The sequence below is a fragment of the Salinivibrio sharmensis genome, from assembly GCF_001995985.1.
Taxonomy (GTDB): Bacteria; Pseudomonadota; Gammaproteobacteria; order Enterobacterales; family Vibrionaceae; genus Salinivibrio; species Salinivibrio sharmensis.
In genome coordinates this window covers 39880-60489 of record NZ_MUFC01000006.1, presented here as the reverse complement: position 1 = coordinate 60489, position 20610 = coordinate 39880, and the positions used below count along the sequence as shown (strand labels likewise).

Genomic DNA, 20610 nt, shown 5'->3' with positions numbered 1-20610 from the left:
ACGCCAGGGCGGGCGATAAATTAGCCAGCGATTTTAGCGATAATCCTGCATCGAGTATAGGGATAAATCCGGAGGAGGTGGCTCAGGATGTCAAAGAAGGCTTGGCAGACGGATTGTGTTGTTGCACATAATCAATAAAGGCGCGATCGGCGAGGGATAAGTAACCATGTTTACGCCAGGCAATCGCAATATCGAGCTTGATCGGCTGTGTGAACGGTATCCCGACAATGCCACTTTCGTGTTCAGTGACCATATCGAGCAGTGCACTGATGGCAAAGCCGTGACGGACAATGTTCAAAATCATCGCCAGTAAGTTGGTTTCTAATGAGAGTTTGGGGATGATGGCATGTTCATCGCAGACCTGATCCAAATAGTCACGATGAAAATAGCCCGGACGGAACATGATCAACTCATGAGCGAAAAAGGTGTGGTAATTGAGCGTGTGATGTGTGGCGAGCGTATGATCGGTCGCGACGACGGCAACCATCTGTGAGGAAATCAAATGCGTGGTTTCTAACGAATCGGGCACCTCTCTATCGTTAATCACGGCGAGATCTAGCTCACCGTCGAGTAGCATTTGCCGCAGGGAGTGAGTGCCAGCCTCTACTACTGTGAGTTTTAGCGTGGGATAGCGACGGCGGAACCCCATCAGCAACTCAGGAAAAAAATACGATCCGAGCATACCCGGTACACCGATACGTACCTCGCCTTTTTGCAATCCTTTAAGCTCATCCATTGCTGTGGCTGCATCTTGCATTTGCTGTACGACGCGATAGGCATGCTGCAGTAATACTTGCCCTTCTTGCGTAAGCTGAATGTGCTTTTCATTGCGAATAAAAATCGGCATACCCAATTGATTCTCAAGCTTTTTGATCGCAATACTGAGCGCAGGCTGCGCGATATGCAGACGCTGGGCGGCGAGCGTGAAGCTTTTAGTCTCAGCGACAGCAATCACCTGGCGGAGCTGTTTGACGTCCATAGCTATAAATAAAAGATATGAAGAGGATATATTTAATATATTTTATTAATTATAAAGCGGTTGTTAGCATGATCACATCTTAATGACACGGTAGGCTTTCATGATTGAGCTTGGCTCACCACGTTATCGACTGACGGCGTTTGCACTGGCGTTCGGCTCGTTTCTGATTTTCTGCAACCTTTACTTGTTTCAACCTATGCTGCCGGTTTTTGCCGCGGCCGATGGGATCAGTGAAACACGGGCGAACTGGCTACTTGCGGCCACCACTTTAGGCCTTTCTTTTTCACTGGTGCCTTGGGCCGTGCTCTCGGAGCGAATCGGTAGGCGTCCAGTGATGCTGGTGAGCCTTTGGATGCTTCCCGTGATAGGCCTTATGATCGCCAGCACCTCTTCTTTTTGGATCATCGTCGGTTTACGGGCTTTAGTCGGTATTGCGCTGGGTGGGTTTGCCGCGGTGGCAGTGGCGTATATGGCAGAAGAATTCTCACCGGAGGCGCTGGCGATTGCCGTGGGCAGCTATATCAGTGCTAACTCACTGGGCGGGATCTCGGGCCGCGTACTCGGTGGAATGATGACAGATTGGTGGGGATGGCATGGCGCGGTGATGGCGATGGCCGTGTTTTCCTTGCTGGGAGTCACCATTGTGAGCAAACTATTGCCGCGTCAGCGTTATTTTTTGCCTGGTAATACCTCCTTACTGACCCATTCTCGCGGGGTACTCACGCACCTTCGCACTCCTAAATTGTGGTTGGCGATGCTGATTGGTGGGGTGAACTTTGCGTTATTCGTGAATTTGTTTTCGGTAATGGCGTTCCGTTTGGTGGCTGCACCTTACCAATTGCCAGTCAGTTTGGTGTCTTCGGTGTTTGTTTGTTACCTCGCCGGCACGGTGACATCACGATTGAGCGGGCGCTGGGTACTGCACTTTGGCGCGATCAAAGGCATGGCTTTTGGAACAGGGGTGGCCATGCTAGGCGTGGTTGTGACCTTGAGCAGTCAGGTGCTTTGGATGGTGGTGGGGTTATTAATTGTCAGTGGTGGCGCGTTCTTTACTCACTCACTCGCTTATGGATGGGTAAGTCGTCAAGCCGCGCAGGGTAAAGCGACAGCGACGGCTTTGTATTTAGTGCATTATTATGTTGGCGGCAGTCTCGGTGGGTTTTATCTTATCGCAGCTTGGCAACACTATGCATGGCCTGGCGTGGTGATTGCGGCCCTAGCGCTTATCACTATTTTATTGGGACTGGTATTTGGCCTTTCTCGTGTCATGCGCCGACGTCGCGAAAGCCAGCGCCAAACGTCTGTTGTGGCATCCTAAGCGTTAACTCGGCGCGGAGAAAAAGGCACCGCCCAACGCCCACCCAAGAGAGCGTCTCGCGATGACTGTACTTTCTCCTGCCTGTCTCTGCTTGTCCCTTTGCGACCGAATGCTTCGCTAAAGCGATGTTTCGGTAGGCATGTCGATATTGTCACGGCTGACAGAGTTTCTGGCGTCAAACCCCGTCTGTTTGCCTGGCTGGTAACTACGTATGCAATTTCGCCCTTCGGCTTTTGCTTGGTAGAGAGCACTGTCGGCGCGCTCTATCAAGGATGAAAGCGTATCGCCTGGTTGTAGCGTGGAGAGGCCTATCGACGCGGTGACTTTCAACGGAGTACGGCTTTCATCAATATAGACATCCATCTCTCTAATTTCACCTAGCAAACGTTCGGCGATTTGCGCGGTGATTTCGCCATTACATTTAGGGAGAAAGACAATAAACTCCTCGCCACCAAAGCGACCGAAAATATCGGCCTTTCTCAAACGCTCTTGTACGGTGCGAGTAAATGATTGCAAGACCACATCGCCTGCGTAGTGCCCCCACTTGTCATTAATTCGCTTGAACTTATCCAAATCGAGCAGCAAGACGGAGAATGGCGAGTGCCTCTCTTCGCTAACGGCCAGAGCGCGCATGGCCAGCTGTAATAGCATTCGGCGGTTATAGATACCGGTTAATGGGTCCAGCGTCGCCTGCCGGTAAAGGCGCAAAATCATGTGGAGTTGAGAAAGCTGTGACCATACCACCATGAACGCAATGACGGTTTGTAGCCAATACGAAGCAATATTATCTGGACTGGTCATGGTGCCACTGAATGAATCAACCCATAAGTGGCAAATCAGGGTAATCGACATCAAGAGTATGCTTTCCCGCATTGTGAGCGGGAAGATGGTCAGCATGACAATCTGAATAATGGGCAGCAAGGTGTAGCTGTAAGAGAATGCCGCGTTGTCGGTGGGAAAGCCTAAAGTGTGGCTGGCGGACAAATAAAAGGCGTTGGTAGCAAGCACCATGGCGACCAAGCCAAGTTTCGCTGATTTGAGATTATTAGCGCGATTGACCGCATAACCAATGGTAATAAGCATACCCGCCAACAAAAGGCGTTGTAGCGAGAGCTGCGCAGCGGCCGTTTTGTCGGCGAGGAACAAAAAATCAGCGGGTGACCATGCAATGGTCAGGGCGGCCCATACATAACACAACACGCACAAGCGGCTGCGCAGATAAGTGCTGCGTGTATTATTAAAGCTGCTTGCGTGCTTTTTAGCACTCCACAGCTCAAGGAATGATATTTGCAGCTTGTAGATAATATGGCCTAAAGTTTCACTCATCATTGCACCCATTGTTGTTCCCGCCTGTGCAAAGGTTCCAGTTGCGTCCGCTGCTTTGGTATTATCATGCGGCGCGGTCATGTTATTTTTTCTGTCATAAAGGTTGGTATAAGCGTGCAAACATGCCAGTTTGTTGTTTGTTTTGACTGCGTTTCTTGCACTCAATGTGATCTAGCCAACTTTTTAATGCAATGAAACGAATAATTGACCATTTTCTATTGAGATACGTAAGGTGCTTTTCACTATGTATACGTTACTTGCTCCTGCGGTTGCCTCGGCAATTCTAGGGGCACAGCTGGTGCTCTCACTGGCGCTATTGAAAGGAGAAATATGCCCAGGCCAGCGGGGCCGCTTCCATCGTGCTTTCTGGGTGCCTGTTTTTGCGTGGTTGATCTTAGTTCCATTTACGTTGTTCGCCAGTTTACCCTTTTTGTTGTTAGGGATTTTTGCGTTTCGATCAAAAACAGGCAAAACACGTCGTTCAGGTCCTATTCCTTTGCTTCATGTCGCAAATTTATTGGGGTTTGTTGCATGGATTGTCATACTTGCGCCGCTCGGTGGCGAGATGATGGTTGTAGGAAGCTTGCAGCTTATTATTCTCGGGGCAAGCCTTGGCCACGCCCTGTTAGTGCGCGCTCGCTCGCGACTGCAAGCTTTCGACCGTTTGCTCCCTTTGGCCAGTGTACTGGCGTTTATGGCAATGATGGTGATGGCCGCGCTGTTGTCTGCACTCAGCCCATCGACAACGAGTGACATCAACGCCATTATGGCGGGTGCAGGCCTAGGTTTGCTTGGGGTGGCCGCACAGATTTGGCACCTGCTTAAGCAAACATCGCCTGTGTTTTGGCGCGTGAGTGTGGGCTTTGGATTTATGCTGTTGGCCAATATCAGTTTGACACGGCTGGTCATTGCTTAATTGGGCAGTTTTTCGTCTAGGATCTATACTCAGAGTACGTGAGTTCAGTGCAAGGAGAGGGTATGGATATCCACAATATCAGCCGATTAGATGGTGCTATCTTCTATGGCATTGTGAATGAAAGACTGCGTCTAGAGTGTGATAGTTTGGAAGCACTGATGGCGCATTTAGACCTCGACCACGATCAGTTGCAAAGTAAGTTTGATGATATTGGTTGTGAGTACGACCCACTCACCAACCAATTAAAGCTTAAATAACGTCTAACCTGCGACTCACTGCACCCACAGTGAGTCGCATTGCTTGCCACCTTTTGACAGACCCGCGACACGTCCTGCCATTTTGTTAAAAATTTGATCGTTTATTAGTCTGCCCACTACGCTTATAAAGGGAGAGAGTCAGTGAATCTTCTGTTTTATCACGTGGATTATTCTTTATAAGGACGACCCTGATGCCGCGAAGAGCATGGAGCGTAATTGTATTAACCGCACTGATCGGTGTGGGATTTGCAGCCTTAACCGCCCATTTATTGTATCAAAAAGAGCAAGAGGCGATTCGTAAAGAGCTGCATAAAGACGTGAATAATGCCGCAATGGCGTTAGCTAGAGAGGTTAATCTTGGCCTTGAACTGCTCTATGCGGTCAAGAATCATTTTGACGCGGGTCACCGATTGGACGCGCGTAATTTTCAGCCACTGACATCCGGTGTACTGAAACGCCACCCAAGCTTTAAGTCGATAGAGTGGGTGGATATCGTGATGCACCATCAGCGTCGACATTATGTTCAGGGAATGGAAGAAAGGGGTGACCCGTCGTCAGGATTTAACATTGTCGAACTCAGCCCAAACAATCAGCTGATCCCTGCTAAGCGGCGTGACATGTATTTTCCGCTGAGATTCACCTCTGGCGAGAACCGTGAAGCGTCTGTTATTGGTTACGATCTTGGCTCGACGCCAGTCACCCGTCAGGCATTGAAAACCAGCTTTAATACCGGTGTGCCTGTCGCCACCCCTGCTACCACTATTGAGCGCGCCTATGGCAATGTACGCGGCTTTTTGTTGATTATGCCTATTTTGTTAGATCCAGAGCAGCTGGGTGGAGAAGACACGCGAGATTTACGCGGGTTTCTGGTGGCGGTGATTGATGTGAATACCTTGGTCAATTTGGCGATAGACACCGTCATTAATGATGGGATTAATTATACCCTGATTGATGCGACCGACCCGAGTCATCGCCAAGTACTTCATACGCAGCGGGTGGAATTGGCACAAATGAAAGACTCACTGGCGCAACAGCCCGCCAAGCCTATTTTCTTCGCGGGTCGCGAGTGGGAACTGATTGGCTATCCGACCGTCAGCTACATGCAGGCACGGCAAAGCTGGGTGCCGTTGTGGACGTTTCTCATTGGCAGTGGCATATTTTTGGTGATTTGCTACCTGCTTTATCGCCTGCAGTCTCGCGCCTACAGTGTTCAGGTACAAGTTGATCAAAAAACACACGCATTGAAAGAAGCCAATAGTCGACTGGAGTCGATGACCAAGTGTGATGGGTTGACGGGATTACATAACCGCACTCAGTTTGAACAGGAGCTCGAACGTGAGATACAGCGTGCACTTCGTGATGAAGTGCCTTTGAGCCTGATGGTGGTAGAGATCCAGCACCTGTCTAATTACAACAACCAGTATGGACGTATTGCCGGTGATCAGTTGATTCGACAAATTGCACAGGTACTGGATGAGATGCTTAAGCGGCCCGGTGATCTGGTATGTCGGTTTACCGGTAGCCAGTTTGTTGCCATCTTGCCGCGCACAGAAGGCGCAGAGCGATTGGCTGATGAGTGCGTAAAAGCAGTGAAACGATTAAAGGTGGCATTTGAAGGCGAGCCGGAAGATCGGGTCAGGGTGTTTGTTGGCGGGGTAACGGTCAGCGATCAAAAAGAAATGACTGCCTCGCGATTACATGCTTATGGTGAAATTGGCTTGACCCGTGCTAAAGCGGACAATGATACTGGGTGGCACTGGATGGAAATCAGCGCGCCAGTGCAAGACAATAAAAGCATTGACCCTTAAAAAACCAGAGCGGTACAGATGCACCGCCCTAATGTGTTTCTAAGGTTTAAACGCTGACGCGAGGTTAGTACTTTTCACCTTTATTGAAGCGGGAATCAACCACAGGGCTTTTGAGCAGGGGATCTTCCTCAGTGTTTTTCGTGTTAGCCGCGGTGAATAATAACGTATGCGCCTCATTACTGAGCATAAGATGATTATCACGTATTGTTGCATCACTCCATTGGCTTAGGACCTGACTCATGGTCTGTTCGAGTTCCATCGCATTGGACGAACACGCCATCTTTGTACTGGCCATTGGCGCCACTTTAAAGCGATTACTATTCAGTTCAGCGTTACCAAAATAACGGTTACAGCCACTAAAGCCGCTGACACCCATATCCTTATTAATGGTAAGCGTTGGGGTTCCTTCCGCACTGATAGCCTGTTGATCGACCATGGTCAGTTGCCATTGCTGGGCAACGCCAGAGGTTGTCACGCTGCCATCGTCACCGCCGGCATACTGACCGTTACTACAAGCGGTCACCCCGGCAGTGAGCATGACTGCCATCAACACGTGTTTTTTCATAATGACTCCTTAGTCACTAACAGTGGGTTTCAATTCAAGCGTAGCCAAGTTAGTAACAAGTATGCCAATAAAAATGTGAGTTTATGTCAAGCCAATGTCTTTTATGTTGGGCGATAAAAAAAGCCCCCGGTAGAGGGGGGCAAGATATACCATCGCGTGTCTTATTATTATTGAAATCTTGTCTTGGTGGTGTTTATTGCACCAGCGCAACTCACTGAGCGGGCATGGCTGACGCCACGGTTGGTTAGTCGCAGGAAATCAATTGATGAGACTACCAAATAAAAATGACAGTTTAGTTTCACTCAGAAGACGAGATAACGAAGGATGACATCTTGGCGACAGCGTAGGTCGCACGTGACGACATCATTTCTGAGCGAAGATGTTCATTTTCCTTGACAACTTTGCCATTGAAGCTGTCCACTAAGGTATCAGGCCGTAAAACCACAGCATTCGCGAGGTGTATTTTTTGGATATTAACGTTATGCTTCTATTTAGTGACAGCACTGATCCGACACTGGCTACAGTGTGTAAGTAGAAGAACGGCTAGGGCAGACCCAAAAAGGAATCCATCATGGCATTGAGCGATGCTGCAAAGAAAGTTCAGGAAGCGTTGGTTGCTCGCGGTATTGAAACCCCAATGACGGCGACATCTGCGATGTCTTCTGAAGAACGAAAAGAAAAAATTGAGTTTCACATGCGTGAAATCCTGCAGTTGATCGATTTAGACCTTACCGATGATAGCTTGGCTGAGACACCAGCGCGAATTGCTAAGATGTATGTCGATGAGATTTTCTCAGGCTTGGATTACTCGCAGTTTCCCAAAGTCACCATGATTGAGAACAAAATGGGGTGCGATGAGATGGTGCGCGTCAAAGACATCTCAGTGACCAGCACCTGCGAGCATCACCTTGTTACCATTGATGGTCGGGCAACCGTCGCCTACCTTCCTAACCATAAAGTGCTTGGTCTGTCCAAGATAAACCGGATTGTGCGTTTCTTCTCGCAACGCCCGCAAGTGCAAGAGCGACTGACCCGTCAGGTACTTGTGGCATTGCAAACGCTGCTGGAAACCGAGGATGTGGCGGTGCGTATCGAAGCGACGCATTATTGCGTGAAATCTCGCGGTGTCATGGATGCCAACAGTGAGACGACCACCACCGCACTGGGTGGCTTGTTTAAGAAGAATGCCGCAACACGGGCTGAGTTTTTGCACGGCATTCAATAACGCCCCATGCTCAGACGGCAGATGTTCAAAAAGCCCCACTCTGGAAACAGATTGGGGCTTTTTTAGTACAGCTAACGTGGAGACGCTGGCCGTTTACTCGAATTGCCGAGCAATATCGTGGAACTGACGCACTTTATCTCGTAGCTGGCTACTTGCCTCGGAAACGTCGTTAACCTCGTTGAGGTTTTGCTGAGAAGCCGATTCGATATCATGGATCTCTTGGCTAATGGCTGTGAAGCTCTCTAATTGCGCTTGGGCAGAGTGATGCGTTTCATTCGTACGGCCCACCACATCTGCGATGGCATTTCTGACCGAGTGTAGGCTCGCAATGCTGTGATCGGTGGTATCAACACACGCTTGCGTTTGTTCGTGGCTTTCGTGAATTTGGGTTTGCCAATGCGAAATGGTGTCGTGCATTTCTTGAATCGATGACTGAATTTGCTCTGTGGCCGTTTGCGTCCGACTGGAAAGCGCCCGCACTTCATCGGCAACAACCGCAAAGCCTCGGCCCTGTTCTCCGGCGCGTGCCGCTTCAATCGCCGCATTCAGCGCCAGCAAATTCGTCTGCTCGGCAATCCTACTGATCTCACTCATTGACTCGGTCACACGCTCGGCGGTGGCAGACAGCTGTTGCGTCGCGGTGAGCGAATTTTCCGATTGTTGAGAGAGCGTTTTTAGCTGCTCGCCCGTTTGTTGTAACAAGGCCTCGGTTTCTTTGCTTTGCTGCTGGACTGATTGCAGTCGCTCAACACTTTGCTGGGCGTTATCAGATACCGTGTTCGCCGATTCAGAGGCGTGATCAATGTTACCGGCAATCGAGGAAATCTGATGGCTTTGTTTATTGATGGCATCGGACACGCGTGTTGATAATGCGCTCAACTCATCTGAAAATTGATTCAGTGACAGTGAAGCATCGAGCATGCGCCCAAGAATGGTGCGAATGCGGGCGTTGAGCATTTTCACTTTATAATCAACCACAGAGCTAAGCCCGGTCCCCGAGTAGATATAACGGCTGATACTGTCGTAATTGTCCTGTATGCCACGCGCGAGAGTAGGCAAGGTGAACAGCTCATCACGAAAGAGGGTACCGAGCACTAAAGGCATCGCAATGGCACCTGCAATATCCCAGCCCGATATGGCGCTATCGAAAATAAGCGACACAGGGGCGGCGACCAATCCCAACCCCATGAATGTGTACTTCAACGCCGCAGGAATATCGGCAACCGATAACTGCTTCATCGATTTACCATTTTTCTCTGCCCGGCACAGAGCTTGGTAAGCTTGTGCGGCGCGATGTTTGACGGCCGGATCAGGCTTCACCCTGACGGACTGATAGCCAGTGACTTGGCCGTGCTCATAAATGGGAGTGACATAGGCGTCTACCCAATAGTAATCGCCGTTTTTACAACGGTTTTTAACTATGCCGCGCCAAGGTTGGTTGGCTTTTAAGGCGCGCCACATATCTGCAAATGCCGCTTTGGGCATATCGGCGTGACGAATAATATTGTGAGGCGCACCTGTGAGTTCTTCTTCATCGTAGCCAGCGATGCGAATAAACTCAGGATTACAGTAGGTAATCACCCCGCGCTTATCAGTGGTCGAGACGAGGCGCTCATCGTCACCAAATACAACTTCATTATTGCTCATAGTCTTTATCTTTTTTGGTCACAGTTGATAAAAGCCTTGTTGGTTTTAGTGTAGTGGCTTCAGGCTTTCTATTAATAATTATGTTAATAAATTGTTTCTATCTGGGCGTGGCCCATAAAAAAAGGGCCTTGCGGCCCTTTTGTTTCAGTTTTAAGACAGCGGTGCTTAGTCTAAAACCTTTGCGATGGCAGTGCAAAGTGGCACCATGTTGGTGTGCGTCATGCCTGCCACATTTAGACGGCCTGAGCCAACGATATACACGCCATGATCGGCTTTTAGTGCATTGACTTGGTCTTTATTGAGCCCAGAGAACGAGAACATGCCGTTTTGCTGCTCGATAAAGCTAAAGTCACGCGACACACCTTGCGCTTTCAATGTTTTGACAAACTCGGTGCGCATGGTTTTGATGCGATCGCGCATGTCTGCTAGCTCTTGCAACCACTGCGCCTTGAGCGTCGCGTCGTTCAAGATGGTGGTGACGACGGCGGCACCGTGAGCGGGTGGGTTAGAGTAAATAACGCGGGCAATGGTTTTCACCTGACTAAAGGCCTTGGTTGCCTCTTCTTGGTTACGGCCAACCAGAGTAAATGCGCCTACTCGTTCGTTGTACAAGCCAAAGTTTTTCGAAAATGAGCTCGCGATAAGCAGCTCAGGACATACCTTGGTAAAAATACGTAAACCGGCGGCATCCTCTTCGACGCCAGTGGCAAAGCCTTGATAAGCAAAGTCGAACATCGGCAGCAGGCCTTTACGCTGACAAAGTTCAGCGAGGGTTTGCCACTCGTTTTCGGTAGGGTCGATGCCTGTTGGGTTATGGCAGCAACCGTGGAGCAGAACGACATCACCCGCGTTCGCCTGCTCGAGATCAGCGACCATTGCCTCGAAATCTTTGTCATTTTTAGCTGCGTCATAATAGCTGTACTCGGCCAAAGGAAGGCCAGCGGCAGTAAATACGCCCTTATGATTTGCCCAGGTTGGGTTGCTGATCCAAACCGTGACATCGCCAAGATGACGTTTAATAAACTCGCCAGCCAAGCGAAGCGCACCGGTTCCACCTGGTGAGTGTGCGGTTTGCGCGCGTTTGTCGGTGATCACGTCGGCTTGCTCACCGAACAGCAGTTGTTGCACCGCGAGGCCATATTCGGCTGTGCCAGGAATGCTTAAATAGGATTTGGTGCTTTCTCTGTCGAGAAGTAATGCTTCGGCTTTTTTGACGGAAGGGAGTACCGGCGTTTCACCGTGCTCGTTTTTGTAGACGCCCACCCCGAGATTGATTTTGTCTTCACGTGGGTCAGCTTTATATTCTTCAGTCAGTCCTAGAATAGGATCAGCGGGAGCGGCAGAGATTTTCTCAAACATTAGTGTCGTCCATGGTTATGATGAATGAAAGTCAAACTGGCTTTTTTATAACACTTGTCGAGAAGAATAGAAACCGGAGGACAAGCGGACCAGTCATGTGTTTTGTATCGGTTTATGCTGTAAAAGCGCGATTTACGCAGTAAAAATACAAGAAAAAGGCTGCAATGAGCAGCCTTTTGATCAGTGAGTCTAATTAGAAGTTGGCGTTGCGTGGTGAGCGAGGGAACGGGATCACGTCGCGAATGTTGCTCATCCCTGTCACGTATGAGACGAGGCGCTCGAAGCCTAAGCCAAAGCCTGAATGGGGGACTGTGCCATAGCGGCGAAGATCGCGATACCACCAGAAGTCTTCTTTCTCAAGGCCCATTTCCTCTAAGCGTTGGTCAAGCACATCAAGACGCTCTTCACGCTGAGAGCCACCGATAATCTCGCCAATGCCTGGTGCTAACACGTCCATTGCGGCAACGGTTTTGCCGTCATCGTTCATGCGCATGTAGAAGGCTTTAATGTCTTTCGGGTAGTTTTTAACGACCACCGGCGCATTAAAGTGCTCTTCTGCAAGATAGCGCTCGTGCTCAGAGGCTAAATCGATGCCCCATTCAACTGGGAATTCGAATGTTTGGCCGCTATTTTGCAAGATGGTCACAGCATCGGTGTAATCCACCTGGGCAAAGTCTGCATTGACGAACTTTTCTAAACGCGTGAGTACGTCTTTGTTAATGCGCTGCTCAAAGAATTTCATGTCGTCTTGGCGCTCTTCAAGCACAGCTTTGAACACGTACTTGAGCATGGCTTCAGCGAGGGCCGCTGAATCATCCAGGTCGGCAAACGCCACTTCCGGCTCGACCATCCAAAACTCCGCCAAGTGACGGCTGGTGTTTGAGTTTTCAGCACGGAAGGTTGGGCCGAAGGTATACACTTTGCTCAGGGCACAGGCGTAGGTTTCCGCGTTCAACTGACCCGATACGGTCAAGAAGGCTTCTTTGCCAAAGAAGTCCTGGTCAAAGTCGACGTCGCCTTGATCGGTTTTTGGCACATTGGCCAAGTCCAAGGTAGAGACGCGGAACATTTCACCCGCTCCCTCACAGTCAGAGGCGGTGATCAGCGGCGCAGACATCCAGTAGTAGCCTTGCTCATGGAAAAAGCGATGGATCGCTTGTGACAAGGTGTGGCGAACGCGAGCCACCGCACCAATCACGTTTGAGCGTGGGCGCAAATGGGCCACTTCACGCAAGTATTCGATAGAGTGACGTGTTTTCGCCATTGGGTAGGTATCAGGGTCATCGACCCAACCGACCACTTTCACGGCTGTGGCTTGCAGCTCATAGGCTTGGCCTTTTCCTGGCGACTCGACAACCTTACCCGTGACTTCGACCGAGCAACCAGCGGTTAAGCGAAGAACGTCTTGCTGATAATTATCCAGCTCATTAGGGACCACGGCCTGAATAGGGTCAAAACAAGAGCCATCGTAAATGGCAAGGAAAGAAATACCGGCTTTGGAATCTCGGCGTGACCGGACCCATCCACGCACAGTCACTTCAGTGTCGACTGCCGCCTTGCCGCGCAGGACGTCTACTACAGGCGCGTATGTCATAATTCGCTTCTATCTCCGTTTAGGGTAATGCGGTCATTCAGTAACAACCGCATCAGTCATTTTGCAAGTTAGGCTAGCAAGTTTACCTGTATCCTGTATAGCTTCAAGACTTGAGCGAGTCTGAGAGCTTAAATTGGCCAATTAATCCTTCTAACTGCTCAACCAGTTGCTCAAGATTAGCGCTAATCGCTTTGACTTCATTGGCGTTGGTGGCGGTGTCATTCGCGTGGCTTTGGATTCGACCAACTTGAGAGAGGAGGGCATCCGTCATTTGCGCTTGGTGCTCGCTTTGTTGGCTAATGTCGTCTGCGTTGTTATTCACTGTGGTGACTTGCTCAGCGATGTTGCCCAGCGCCTCAGAGAGCGCCATAACGGTTTCCCCGCGCTGATTGGCGCTTTCACTGGTTGCTTCCACCGCTTGTGCCGAGGCTTCGCTACCTGCACACAGGTTTTCGATAATGGTCTGAATTTCTCCGGTTGCGTCATGGCTGCGGCTGGCAAGGTTACGTACTTCCTCAGCAACCACCGCAAAGCCACGGCCTTGCTCACCCGCTCGCGCCGCTTCGATAGCGGCATTTAACGCGAGTAAGTTGGTTTGTTCGGCAATTTCGCGAATCACCCCCAGAATAGTGGTCACTTGCTGGCTTTGTTGGTTCACATCCAAAATTTGGCTGCGTACTTGGCTAATATCTTCGACTAATTTGCGAATATCATTGGCGGCAACATTGGCAAGGTCACTGCCTTGATTAGCGCTGGTGGCTGCTGATTCACTCAGTTGCGCCGCCTCTTGGGTGCGGTTTTGGATATCATGTTGGTGTTGTTGAACATTATCGATCGCCGATGACATATCATTGGTCTCATGACGCTGGCTATCGGCTAATTGGTCGGTATGGCTAGAGACGTGAATCAAGTTCATTGCCTCGGCTGACAGCGTCTCAGAGGTGCGCTGAACTTGTTGCAAGCTGGCAGAGAAGTTATCAAGTAGCTGGTCACAGCTATCACATAGCTCACCGATTTCATCGCCTCGGGTATCGTTGAGACGCTCGGCCAGATTTTTATCATGGCTGGTACGTTTCATGAACGCAGAGACGCGCTTCAGAGGAGACACTACCCACCGACGGATCACCGTTAATGAGATCAGAAAACCGATCACGGCAATGCTCCCCATGATCGCGGCAGTAATGAGCATTTCTTTATCAATAGTGCCGTAAAGCGGCTCGAGGTCGTACTCAAGGCGAATCACCCCTAGCACCGTCCCTTCTTCCGCCACGTGGCACTGCAGACAGTTAGTACCGCGGTAATCGCTGCTTGCTTTCATTGGTAGGGCAACCACGAGTCCTTTTTCGCCATTGTTCTCGACGGTTTCAACGATGGTTTCACCGTCTAGGGCACGCTGATCAATCGCATCCTGCGGCGATTGCTCGGGGTTACCGGGGCCAAAAAAGCGAGTAATAGCGTCGGATCGGATCACACGCGCCTCTTCTATGCCTTCATGAGAAAGCATTTTTTCGCGTAAAGTGTTTCTTTGGCTAATCGTCCCGGTCAACATCAACATGTTGAGGCTATCAAAGTAGTTAGAGGCTTTATCGAGCGTTTGCTGACTAACAATCGAAGTCATCAGTGCCTTTTGCTGATGAGATTGGTAGGCCAAGGACGTGACGAGCACCAGAGCGAAAACAAGAAAAAGAGCAAGAAGAATTTTGCTCGCAAGGGTCATGCGCATGAGTCAACCATTTGTTATTAAGTTATAGATTTATCAGTTATAGCTTGTAGCCACTATGTTAAACCTAGAGTGCGCGAGTAAGGGAGTCCCCATATAAAATGTGTGATTTCATCGACGTAAATCGTCCTGTTATTGAGACACGAGTCCGCATTGTTAGCTAAATGCCAGGGTGGAATGTTACCTGCGCTTAGCCGGTGAGGAATGCGATTGAGTCATCCGGCTAATTTGAGTAGCATGCGGCCTCTTATTGTTGTTGGAAGAGATAAAATGACCACCGAGTTATTTAAAGAGTTCACCTTTGAAGCGGCACACCACCTTCCTAATGTCCCTGAGGGACATAAGTGTGGTCGCTTACATGGACACTCTTTTATCGTGCGCTTGTACGTAGAAGGTGAGGTGGATCCTCACACAGGTTGGGTAATTGATTTTGCGGAAATCAAAGCAGCGTTTAAGCCTATCTATAACCGCCTTGATCATTATTATCTCAATGAGATTGAAGGGCTGGAGAACCCAACCAGTGAAGTGCTGGCACAGTGGATTTGGCAACAGGTTAAGCCAAATTTACCGTTACTCAGTAAAGTCATGGTCAAAGAGACCTGCACAGCCGGCTGTACCTATTACGGTGACTGAGCGCCGAGCCGCACCTATGCAGGCCGCACCTATGCAGGCCGCACCTCCCCATATAAACGGCGCGACAATCGAGTCGCGCCTCGTGGCCACAAAGTCGTAGGGCCTTAAAGTAGGTGAGTTATCAGGCAATCGCCAGGTACTTATGCGTTTGTATTGATAGCCGCCAGCCTCGCTGAATGCAGGTATCAATACACAGCTGGGTGGCGCGCGCTTTTTGGCTCACGGGCTGTAGCGCAATTGTCGCTGTGTCAGCTGGAGGACAGTCTGCTAAGAGCGCATCGAGCTGGTCAATGTCCTTCTCTGTTCCGACAGGGTGTTTCACTTCATTTGCCCGCGCCATTGCCTCCTTCAGCACCGGCAACTTCCCTCGCATATTGATTTTCGGAGAAACCGTGACCCACGTATTAGCCGACGCTTCTACCGGGTAGGTACCACTTGTTTCGATTTGGCATTGGCAGCCAGCGGCTTCTAGCGCATGAGTTAACGGCCTTAAGTCATAAAGACAAGGCTCACCACCTGTGATCACTATATGACGTGCGTGATAGCGATTGAGAATGTCAGCAACAATCGCATCGGCACTGAGCCAGCACCAAGCGGGAGAATCTTCAGACTTATCAATGATGAAAATTTTGTCTTTTTGATCCTTCTCATCGGTTTCCCAAGTTTGTTTGGTATCGCACCAGGCGCAACCAACAGGGCAGCCTTGTAAACGGACAAACACAGAGGGAACCCCTGTAAACGTGCCTTCGCCCTGAATGGTTTCAAATATTTCGTTAACTCGGTACATGATGGTTGGTAGCGGTCGATGTAAAGCGCCACATTATGCCAATGAATACGGTTGAGATCTTGTTTTTTCACGCGTGATTAGCCGTTGAACAGCGTTACTGTTTAAGCGGGTTTTGTGAGTTTGTGCGCGATTTCAGCGATCTAAAGTGACCCACATCACGGGCTAGTGGCTTACTGCTTCACAATTAGTTCGCGAAGTAAAAAAATTCACGAAGACAGGTGGTATCAGGGGTATCACCATAGCCAAGCAGTTATAGGACAAGGCATGATTATTGGGCAGCCGGGACATATTGATCACATCAAGCGTAAAAATGCGGGGACGATTTATAATTTAATCGACCGTTTTGCCCCGATTTCTCGGATCGAACTGTCGAAACGCAGTCAATTAGCACCCGCCAGTATTACCAAAATTGTTCGAGAGTTGATGGACGCGCACTTGGTCAAAGAAACACAAATACAGGGTACCAGCATGCGTGGCCGGCCTGCCGTCGGCCTGGTGCTAGATAATGAGGGCTGGCAGTTCTTATCTATGCGCCTTGGGCGTGGTTACCTCACCATGGCACTGCACTCACTGAGTAGTGACATCCTCATTCAAGAACGCCATGAAATAGATGTGATGGCGCAGGATGCCTTGCTTTCGACGGTGGTTGAATACGTAAAAGCTTTTTTCTCACGCCACCAAGAAACGGTTGATCGTGTTACCAGTATTGCGGTCTCGCTCCCCGGTTTGGTCAACAGCGCCCAAGGTACTGTCATTCAGATGCCGCATTTTGAGGTTGACCATATGCCGCTGGGGCCGGTGTTACACCGTGAGACGGGGCTGCCAGTATTTGTCGGTAACGATACGCGCTCGTGGGCGTTGGCAGAGAAGTTATTTGGCAACGCGAAAGAATCCGATAGTGCAGTGTTGGTGGCTGTTCATAATGGGGTCGGTGCCGGCATCATACTCGAGGGTAAAGTCCTTCAAGGGCGTATTGGCAATGTGGGCGAGTTGGGCCACATCCAGGTTAAGCCTTTCGGCAAACGCTGTTTTTGCGGTAATTATGGTTGCCTTGAGACGGTCGCCAGTCTCTCTGCCGTGTATGAACAGGTACAGACGCTACTGGATGAGGGGCACGCGAGCCAGTTACAGGGTCAACCATTAACCATAGACGGCATTTGCGACGCGGCGGTGGCAGGCGATGGGCTCGCGCATCAGGTGATCACTGAGTTGGGGCATCACCTGGGTACGGCTATCGCGATTGTAGTGAATTTATTCAATCCAGAAAAAATACTCTTTGGCGGAGAGTTTAATCGTGCGAAGAGCGTGCTTTATCCCGCGATTATGGAGTGTTTAAAGACCCAAACCATCCCGTTATATAGTAAGCACCTGGTGTTGGAAGAGAGCTATTTTTACACCCAAGCCACCATGCCTGGCGCGGCGATGGTCAAACAAGCCATGTACGATGGCAATTTGCTGATGAAAGTGCTGGAAGGATAGGCGTCGTCGTTTCAGTGCTATGACGCCTGGCAACGCTGAAAAACTAACCTGAATGATGGCTTTGTCCTGTCTATCAGAGATAAAAAAAGCAGGTGATTCGCACCTGCTTTTGTGAAAGTGTTTCTTTAAATAGCGATGTTAACTATTTTTTCTTTCTTCAGCCATGCAAGCGGCTGCGGTAAATACCACATCGGTTGAGCTGTTGAGGCCGGTTTCCGCGGAATCTTGCAAGACGCCAATGGTAAAGCCAATCCCTACCACCTGCATGGCAATCTCTTGTGGGATCCCGAACAAGTTACAGGCCAGTGGGATCAACAGCAATGAGCCGCCGGCCACACCAGATGCACCACAAGCTGAAACCGCTGCCACAATACTCAGTAGTACCGCCGTGGCGATATCCACTTCAATACCCAATGTGTGAACTGCTGCCAACGTCAATACGGTAATGGTAATTGCCGCACCGCCCATGTTAATGGTTGCACCCAGTGGAATAGAAACCGAGTAGGTGTCTTCATCCAAGTCAAGACGGCGGCACAGTTGCATATTCACCGGGATGTTGGCGGCTGAGCTTCGGGTAAAGAAGGCAGTGATACCACTTTCACGTAGGCATTTTAAAACCAGTGGGTATGGGTTTTGACCTGTTTTGAAGTACACAATCGCTGGGTTAACCACCAGTGCGATGGTGAACATGCTGCCCAGTAACACACCGAGAAGGTGCACATAGCCCGCGAGAGCATCAAAGCCACTTTTAGCCAGTGTGCTGGCGACCAAGCCGAAGATACCCAAAGGGGCGAAACGGATCACAAAGCGCACGATCATCGACACGCCTTCTGACACGTCAGAAAACACGCGTTTGGTTTCATTTGATGCGTGATGCAAGGCAATCCCTAAACCAATCGCCCACGCGAGAATGCCGATATAGTTACCGTTCATCAATGCGCTAACGGGATTATCCACAATATTGAAAAGCAAGGTGCTTAATACTTGGGTAATCCCTTCTGGTGGGGTGATGCTGGCATCTGTGGTGACAAATTCTAGGGTCGTTGGGAACAAGAAGCTCATGGTGACTGCCGTCAGCGAGGCAGCAAGCGTACCGACAAGGTACAGACCAATAATAGGGCGCATATTGGCGCGCTGCCCTTGCTTTTGGTTAGCAATGGAAGCCGCCACTAAAACGAAGACCAAAATGGGGGCAACGGCTTTCAACGCGCTGACAAAGAGTTGTCCGAACAGTCCTGCATTCGCTGCCCACTCAGGAGACAGGTATGCAAGGACACCACCGGCAAGAATACCGACAAGGATTTGAAGTACCAACGAGTTGCCTCGGCTGACACTGGCGAGTTGTGTTTGACTCATGTGACTCTCACTTCACTGTGTTTATTATCAATGGCTGTTAATGAATCGTTAGAAGTGACGAATTAAACCAGTTTGATTCACCCGATGTAAAGGGAAAATTACTACTTTGCACTAGTTATGTAGGACTGAGCCGGAGAGTTGTCATTAAGTAAAGGTTTACCAGGTGTAATTATTCTGTTACCGCCACGAGATTAATGGCGATAATGGAGAGCATGGCCGAGCAAATGCTCGCATTCCGTTGCCTCTTTAGCATAAAAAAAGGCGGCTTCGCAGCCGCCAGAAGGATAACAACTAACACAGAATTTTTTAGTAAATCGCATGTCCCACGGTATTGAGTAATTTGCTCACACCCTTGGTGAAATAAAGCGGTGCATCGGCCACCGTATAGCACAAACACCCTTGCTTGGTGAATGGCGTGTGATGATGGCGACTGTCGAGCAAAATAAAATCACCCGGCACGTATTCGCCACTTTCATCCTCGAACGTACCATCAAGCAAAAGGGTTAACTCATAGCCTTTGTGCGTGTGCGCAGGTACCGAGCCGCCTTCATCAATATGGAGAAAACTGGCACGTGTGGCCCCTTCATCAAGGTTCAACCGGGCGCGCTGTACTTTGCCAAATGATGACCAGTTAGAGTCGCTAAAGCGCTGTAGCGCGCGCGGCAGTGTGTAGGTTTTATCACTGACACTGATTTGCGTCGCGCGAACAGGTGCTTGCACATCGACATCGTCCTCGTTGGCCGCCGTATCCTCGAAAATGGCGGCAAGCATGTCGTCTTCAGCCGCGTAATCCCAATCAGTAGCAGATATTTCTTCGTCATCGAACGCCGCATCTGCGAGCGAGGCTTCTGCAGCGGCGACATATGCCTGGCATTCCTGGCAGAGCTCAACATGAGCTGACAACGCAATCGCCATCGAGGTGGGCAGTTTGCCTGCAGCAAACGCGTCTAATAAGTCGGTCGATGGGTGATATTTAATCATTGTTTAACCTCCAGGTGATTGCGGAGCTTTTCCAGACCTAAACGCAATCGGGATTTTACGGTGCCCAGCGGCACGTTCAACTGTTCTGACAACTCTTGGTGGGTAAGCTGTTTAAGATAAACACCCCTCACCACTTGTTGTTGGACTTCGGGTAACTCGTCAATGAACGACAACAGCTCTTGATCCATCATGTACTGAGCACCCGCGTCAGTTTCATTGTCTTGCTGACCGGATTCGAGCACGGGCCAAATGTCATCGCTAAAATTATCTTCGCGGTTCGATTGCACCTTACGCAGCATATCAAAGCTAATGTTGCGCATAATGGTGAATACCCAGGTGGTCGCCGCCCCTTTTTCGGCGTTATACAAATGCGCTTTTCGCCACACCACTAACATGGTCTCTTGCACAAGTTCCATCGCTTGGCCGTCGGCGCGAAGGTGTTTGGAGCCGTAGGAGCGTATTTTAGGGCCGAAGAACCGGAACAGGCGTTCAAAGGCAGCGCGGTCGCGGTCCTCCGAGACTTTCAATAATAATTCAGACAACTCTTCCTTCGTCACGTCAGTCATGTTGGCACGCGTGTCCCGTCTGGAAATGGTGGTCTCAGTATACATGGTTTGTGGCGCAGTCATAGTTGAGTCCTATCTGTCGTAGCCGTCCATT

18 protein-coding genes are annotated in these 20610 nt (G+C 49.9%); 7 read left to right on the top strand and 11 right to left on the bottom strand.

Translation table 11 applies throughout. The features are described 5' to 3' along the window. Positions 1 to 82: 82 nt before the first annotated feature. Entirely contained in the window at positions 83 to 979 is an 897-nt protein-coding gene (locus BZG74_RS07535; RefSeq protein ID WP_077772033.1) for a LysR family transcriptional regulator, read from the bottom strand. 100 nt (positions 980 to 1079) lie between these two features. Between BZG74_RS07535 and BZG74_RS07530 the strand changes: the two genes are divergently transcribed. Next, positions 1080 to 2297 (top strand): MFS transporter, encoded by a 1218-nt coding sequence (locus tag BZG74_RS07530; RefSeq protein WP_077772032.1) that lies wholly within the window; start codon positions 1080 to 1082, stop codon positions 2295 to 2297. 117 nt (positions 2298 to 2414) lie between these two features. Here the strand turns inward: BZG74_RS07530 and BZG74_RS07525 are convergent, their stop codons facing one another. After that, positions 2415 to 3623 (bottom strand): GGDEF domain-containing protein, encoded by a 1209-nt coding sequence (locus BZG74_RS07525; RefSeq protein ID WP_158020636.1) that lies wholly within the window; start codon positions 3621 to 3623, stop codon positions 2415 to 2417. A 244-nt stretch (positions 3624 to 3867) separates the two neighbouring features. Here BZG74_RS07525 and BZG74_RS07520 point away from each other — a divergent pair, with 244 nt between their 5' ends. From BZG74_RS07520 to BZG74_RS07510, 3 genes are all read left to right on the top strand, one after another. Further along, entirely contained in the window at positions 3868 to 4539 is a 672-nt protein-coding gene (locus tag BZG74_RS07520) for a hypothetical protein (RefSeq protein ID WP_077772030.1), read from the top strand. 62 nt (positions 4540 to 4601) lie between these two features. After that, the gene (locus BZG74_RS07515; protein ID WP_046073071.1) at positions 4602 to 4796 is read left to right on the top strand and encodes a DUF4250 domain-containing protein; all 195 of its coding nucleotides are present in this window, start codon (positions 4602 to 4604) and stop codon (positions 4794 to 4796) included. A gap of 191 nt (positions 4797 to 4987) precedes the next feature. Then, the gene (locus tag BZG74_RS07510; RefSeq protein ID WP_077772029.1) at positions 4988 to 6604 is read left to right on the top strand and encodes a CHASE domain-containing protein; all 1617 of its coding nucleotides are present in this window, start codon (positions 4988 to 4990) and stop codon (positions 6602 to 6604) included. Between the two features lie 64 nt (positions 6605 to 6668). Here the strand turns inward: BZG74_RS07510 and BZG74_RS07505 are convergent, their stop codons facing one another. Next, positions 6669 to 7169, bottom strand: coding sequence for an META domain-containing protein (locus BZG74_RS07505; RefSeq protein ID WP_077772028.1), 501 nt, complete (start codon positions 7167 to 7169; stop codon positions 6669 to 6671). A gap of 568 nt (positions 7170 to 7737) precedes the next feature. Here BZG74_RS07505 and folE point away from each other — a divergent pair. After that, positions 7738 to 8394, top strand: a complete 657-nt coding sequence (gene folE / locus BZG74_RS07500; protein WP_077772027.1) for a GTP cyclohydrolase I FolE — start codon at positions 7738 to 7740, stop codon at positions 8392 to 8394. Positions 8395 to 8487: 93 nt separating this feature from the next. Here folE and BZG74_RS07495 read toward each other — a convergent pair whose 3' ends face one another. The 4 genes from BZG74_RS07495 to BZG74_RS07480 all read right to left on the bottom strand — a co-directional run bounded on the left by BZG74_RS07495 (position 8488) and on the right by BZG74_RS07480 (position 14612). Continuing rightward, positions 8488 to 10041 carry a methyl-accepting chemotaxis protein gene (locus BZG74_RS07495; protein ID WP_077772026.1) on the bottom strand — a complete coding sequence of 518 codons (1554 nt, stop codon included), beginning with the start codon at positions 10039 to 10041 and terminating at the stop codon, positions 8488 to 8490. A gap of 165 nt (positions 10042 to 10206) precedes the next feature. After that, positions 10207 to 11400 (bottom strand): amino acid aminotransferase, encoded by a 1194-nt coding sequence (locus BZG74_RS07490; RefSeq protein WP_077772025.1) that lies wholly within the window; start codon positions 11398 to 11400, stop codon positions 10207 to 10209. A gap of 193 nt (positions 11401 to 11593) precedes the next feature. Continuing rightward, complete coding sequence (gene asnS, locus BZG74_RS07485) at positions 11594 to 12994, bottom strand: asparagine--tRNA ligase (RefSeq protein ID WP_077599935.1); 1401 nt, start codon at positions 12992 to 12994, stop codon at positions 11594 to 11596. A gap of 103 nt (positions 12995 to 13097) precedes the next feature. Beyond that, positions 13098 to 14612: a methyl-accepting chemotaxis protein gene (locus tag BZG74_RS07480; RefSeq protein WP_235605720.1), complete on the bottom strand. Its 1515-nt coding sequence runs from the start codon at positions 14610 to 14612 to the stop codon at positions 13098 to 13100. A 372-nt stretch (positions 14613 to 14984) separates the two neighbouring features. On the opposite strand from BZG74_RS07480, the gene queD reads away from it, so the two are divergent. After that, on the top strand, positions 14985 to 15347 hold the full coding sequence (gene queD, locus BZG74_RS07475; protein WP_046073079.1) for a 6-carboxytetrahydropterin synthase QueD: 363 nt from the start codon (positions 14985 to 14987) through the stop codon (positions 15345 to 15347). Positions 15348 to 15468: 121 nt separating this feature from the next. Here the strand turns inward: queD and queE are convergent, their stop codons facing one another. After that, the gene (gene queE / locus BZG74_RS07470; RefSeq protein WP_077772023.1) at positions 15469 to 16134 is read right to left on the bottom strand and encodes a 7-carboxy-7-deazaguanine synthase QueE; all 666 of its coding nucleotides are present in this window, start codon (positions 16132 to 16134) and stop codon (positions 15469 to 15471) included. 264 nt (positions 16135 to 16398) lie between these two features. On the opposite strand from queE, the gene mlc reads away from it, so the two are divergent. Next, positions 16399 to 17613: a sugar metabolism global transcriptional regulator Mlc gene (mlc, locus tag BZG74_RS07465; protein ID WP_077772022.1), complete on the top strand. Its 1215-nt coding sequence runs from the start codon at positions 16399 to 16401 to the stop codon at positions 17611 to 17613. A gap of 138 nt (positions 17614 to 17751) precedes the next feature. Here mlc and sstT read toward each other — a convergent pair whose 3' ends face one another. The 3 genes from sstT to BZG74_RS07450 form a co-directional block, all read right to left on the bottom strand. After that, on the bottom strand, positions 17752 to 18969 hold the full coding sequence (gene sstT, locus BZG74_RS07460; protein ID WP_077772021.1) for a serine/threonine transporter SstT: 1218 nt from the start codon (positions 18967 to 18969) through the stop codon (positions 17752 to 17754). A 306-nt stretch (positions 18970 to 19275) separates the two neighbouring features. Then, positions 19276 to 19950 (bottom strand): ChrR family anti-sigma-E factor, encoded by a 675-nt coding sequence (locus tag BZG74_RS07455; RefSeq protein ID WP_077772020.1) that lies wholly within the window; start codon positions 19948 to 19950, stop codon positions 19276 to 19278. Next, entirely contained in the window at positions 19947 to 20516 is a 570-nt protein-coding gene (locus BZG74_RS07450; RefSeq protein WP_101494680.1) for a sigma-70 family RNA polymerase sigma factor, read from the bottom strand. The genes BZG74_RS07455 and BZG74_RS07450 overlap by 4 nt, the downstream gene beginning before the upstream one ends. Positions 20517 to 20610: the final 94 nt, after the last annotated feature.

Excerpts from the sequence above, each read along its gene's own strand:
- BZG74_RS07535 (WP_077772033.1), bottom strand. The coding sequence starts at position 979 with ATGGACGTCAAACAGCTCCGCCAGGTGATTGCTGTCGCTGAGACTAAA.
- BZG74_RS07530 (WP_077772032.1), top strand. The coding sequence starts at position 1,080 with ATGATTGAGCTTGGCTCACCACGTTATCGACTGACGGCGTTTGCACTG.
- BZG74_RS07525 (WP_158020636.1), bottom strand. The coding sequence starts at position 3,623 with ATGAGTGAAACTTTAGGCCATATTATCTACAAGCTGCAAATATCATTC.
- BZG74_RS07520 (WP_077772030.1), top strand. The coding sequence starts at position 3,868 with ATGTATACGTTACTTGCTCCTGCGGTTGCCTCGGCAATTCTAGGGGCA.
- BZG74_RS07515 (WP_046073071.1), top strand. The coding sequence starts at position 4,602 with ATGGATATCCACAATATCAGCCGATTAGATGGTGCTATCTTCTATGGC.
- BZG74_RS07510 (WP_077772029.1), top strand. The coding sequence starts at position 4,988 with ATGCCGCGAAGAGCATGGAGCGTAATTGTATTAACCGCACTGATCGGT.
- BZG74_RS07505 (WP_077772028.1), bottom strand. The coding sequence starts at position 7,169 with ATGAAAAAACACGTGTTGATGGCAGTCATGCTCACTGCCGGGGTGACC.
- BZG74_RS07495 (WP_077772026.1), bottom strand. The coding sequence starts at position 10,041 with ATGAGCAATAATGAAGTTGTATTTGGTGACGATGAGCGCCTCGTCTCG.
- BZG74_RS07490 (WP_077772025.1), bottom strand. The coding sequence starts at position 11,400 with ATGTTTGAGAAAATCTCTGCCGCTCCCGCTGATCCTATTCTAGGACTG.
- asnS (WP_077599935.1), bottom strand. The coding sequence starts at position 12,994 with ATGACATACGCGCCTGTAGTAGACGTCCTGCGCGGCAAGGCGGCAGTC.
- BZG74_RS07480 (WP_235605720.1), bottom strand. The coding sequence starts at position 14,612 with ATGACTTCGATTGTTAGTCAGCAAACGCTCGATAAAGCCTCTAACTAC.
- queD (WP_046073079.1), top strand. The coding sequence starts at position 14,985 with ATGACCACCGAGTTATTTAAAGAGTTCACCTTTGAAGCGGCACACCAC.
- queE (WP_077772023.1), bottom strand. The coding sequence starts at position 16,134 with ATGTACCGAGTTAACGAAATATTTGAAACCATTCAGGGCGAAGGCACG.
- mlc (WP_077772022.1), top strand. The coding sequence starts at position 16,399 with ATGATTATTGGGCAGCCGGGACATATTGATCACATCAAGCGTAAAAAT.
- sstT (WP_077772021.1), bottom strand. The coding sequence starts at position 18,969 with ATGAGTCAAACACAACTCGCCAGTGTCAGCCGAGGCAACTCGTTGGTA.
- BZG74_RS07455 (WP_077772020.1), bottom strand. The coding sequence starts at position 19,950 with ATGATTAAATATCACCCATCGACCGACTTATTAGACGCGTTTGCTGCA.
- BZG74_RS07450 (WP_101494680.1), bottom strand. The coding sequence starts at position 20,516 with ATGACTGACGTGACGAAGGAAGAGTTGTCTGAATTATTATTGAAAGTC.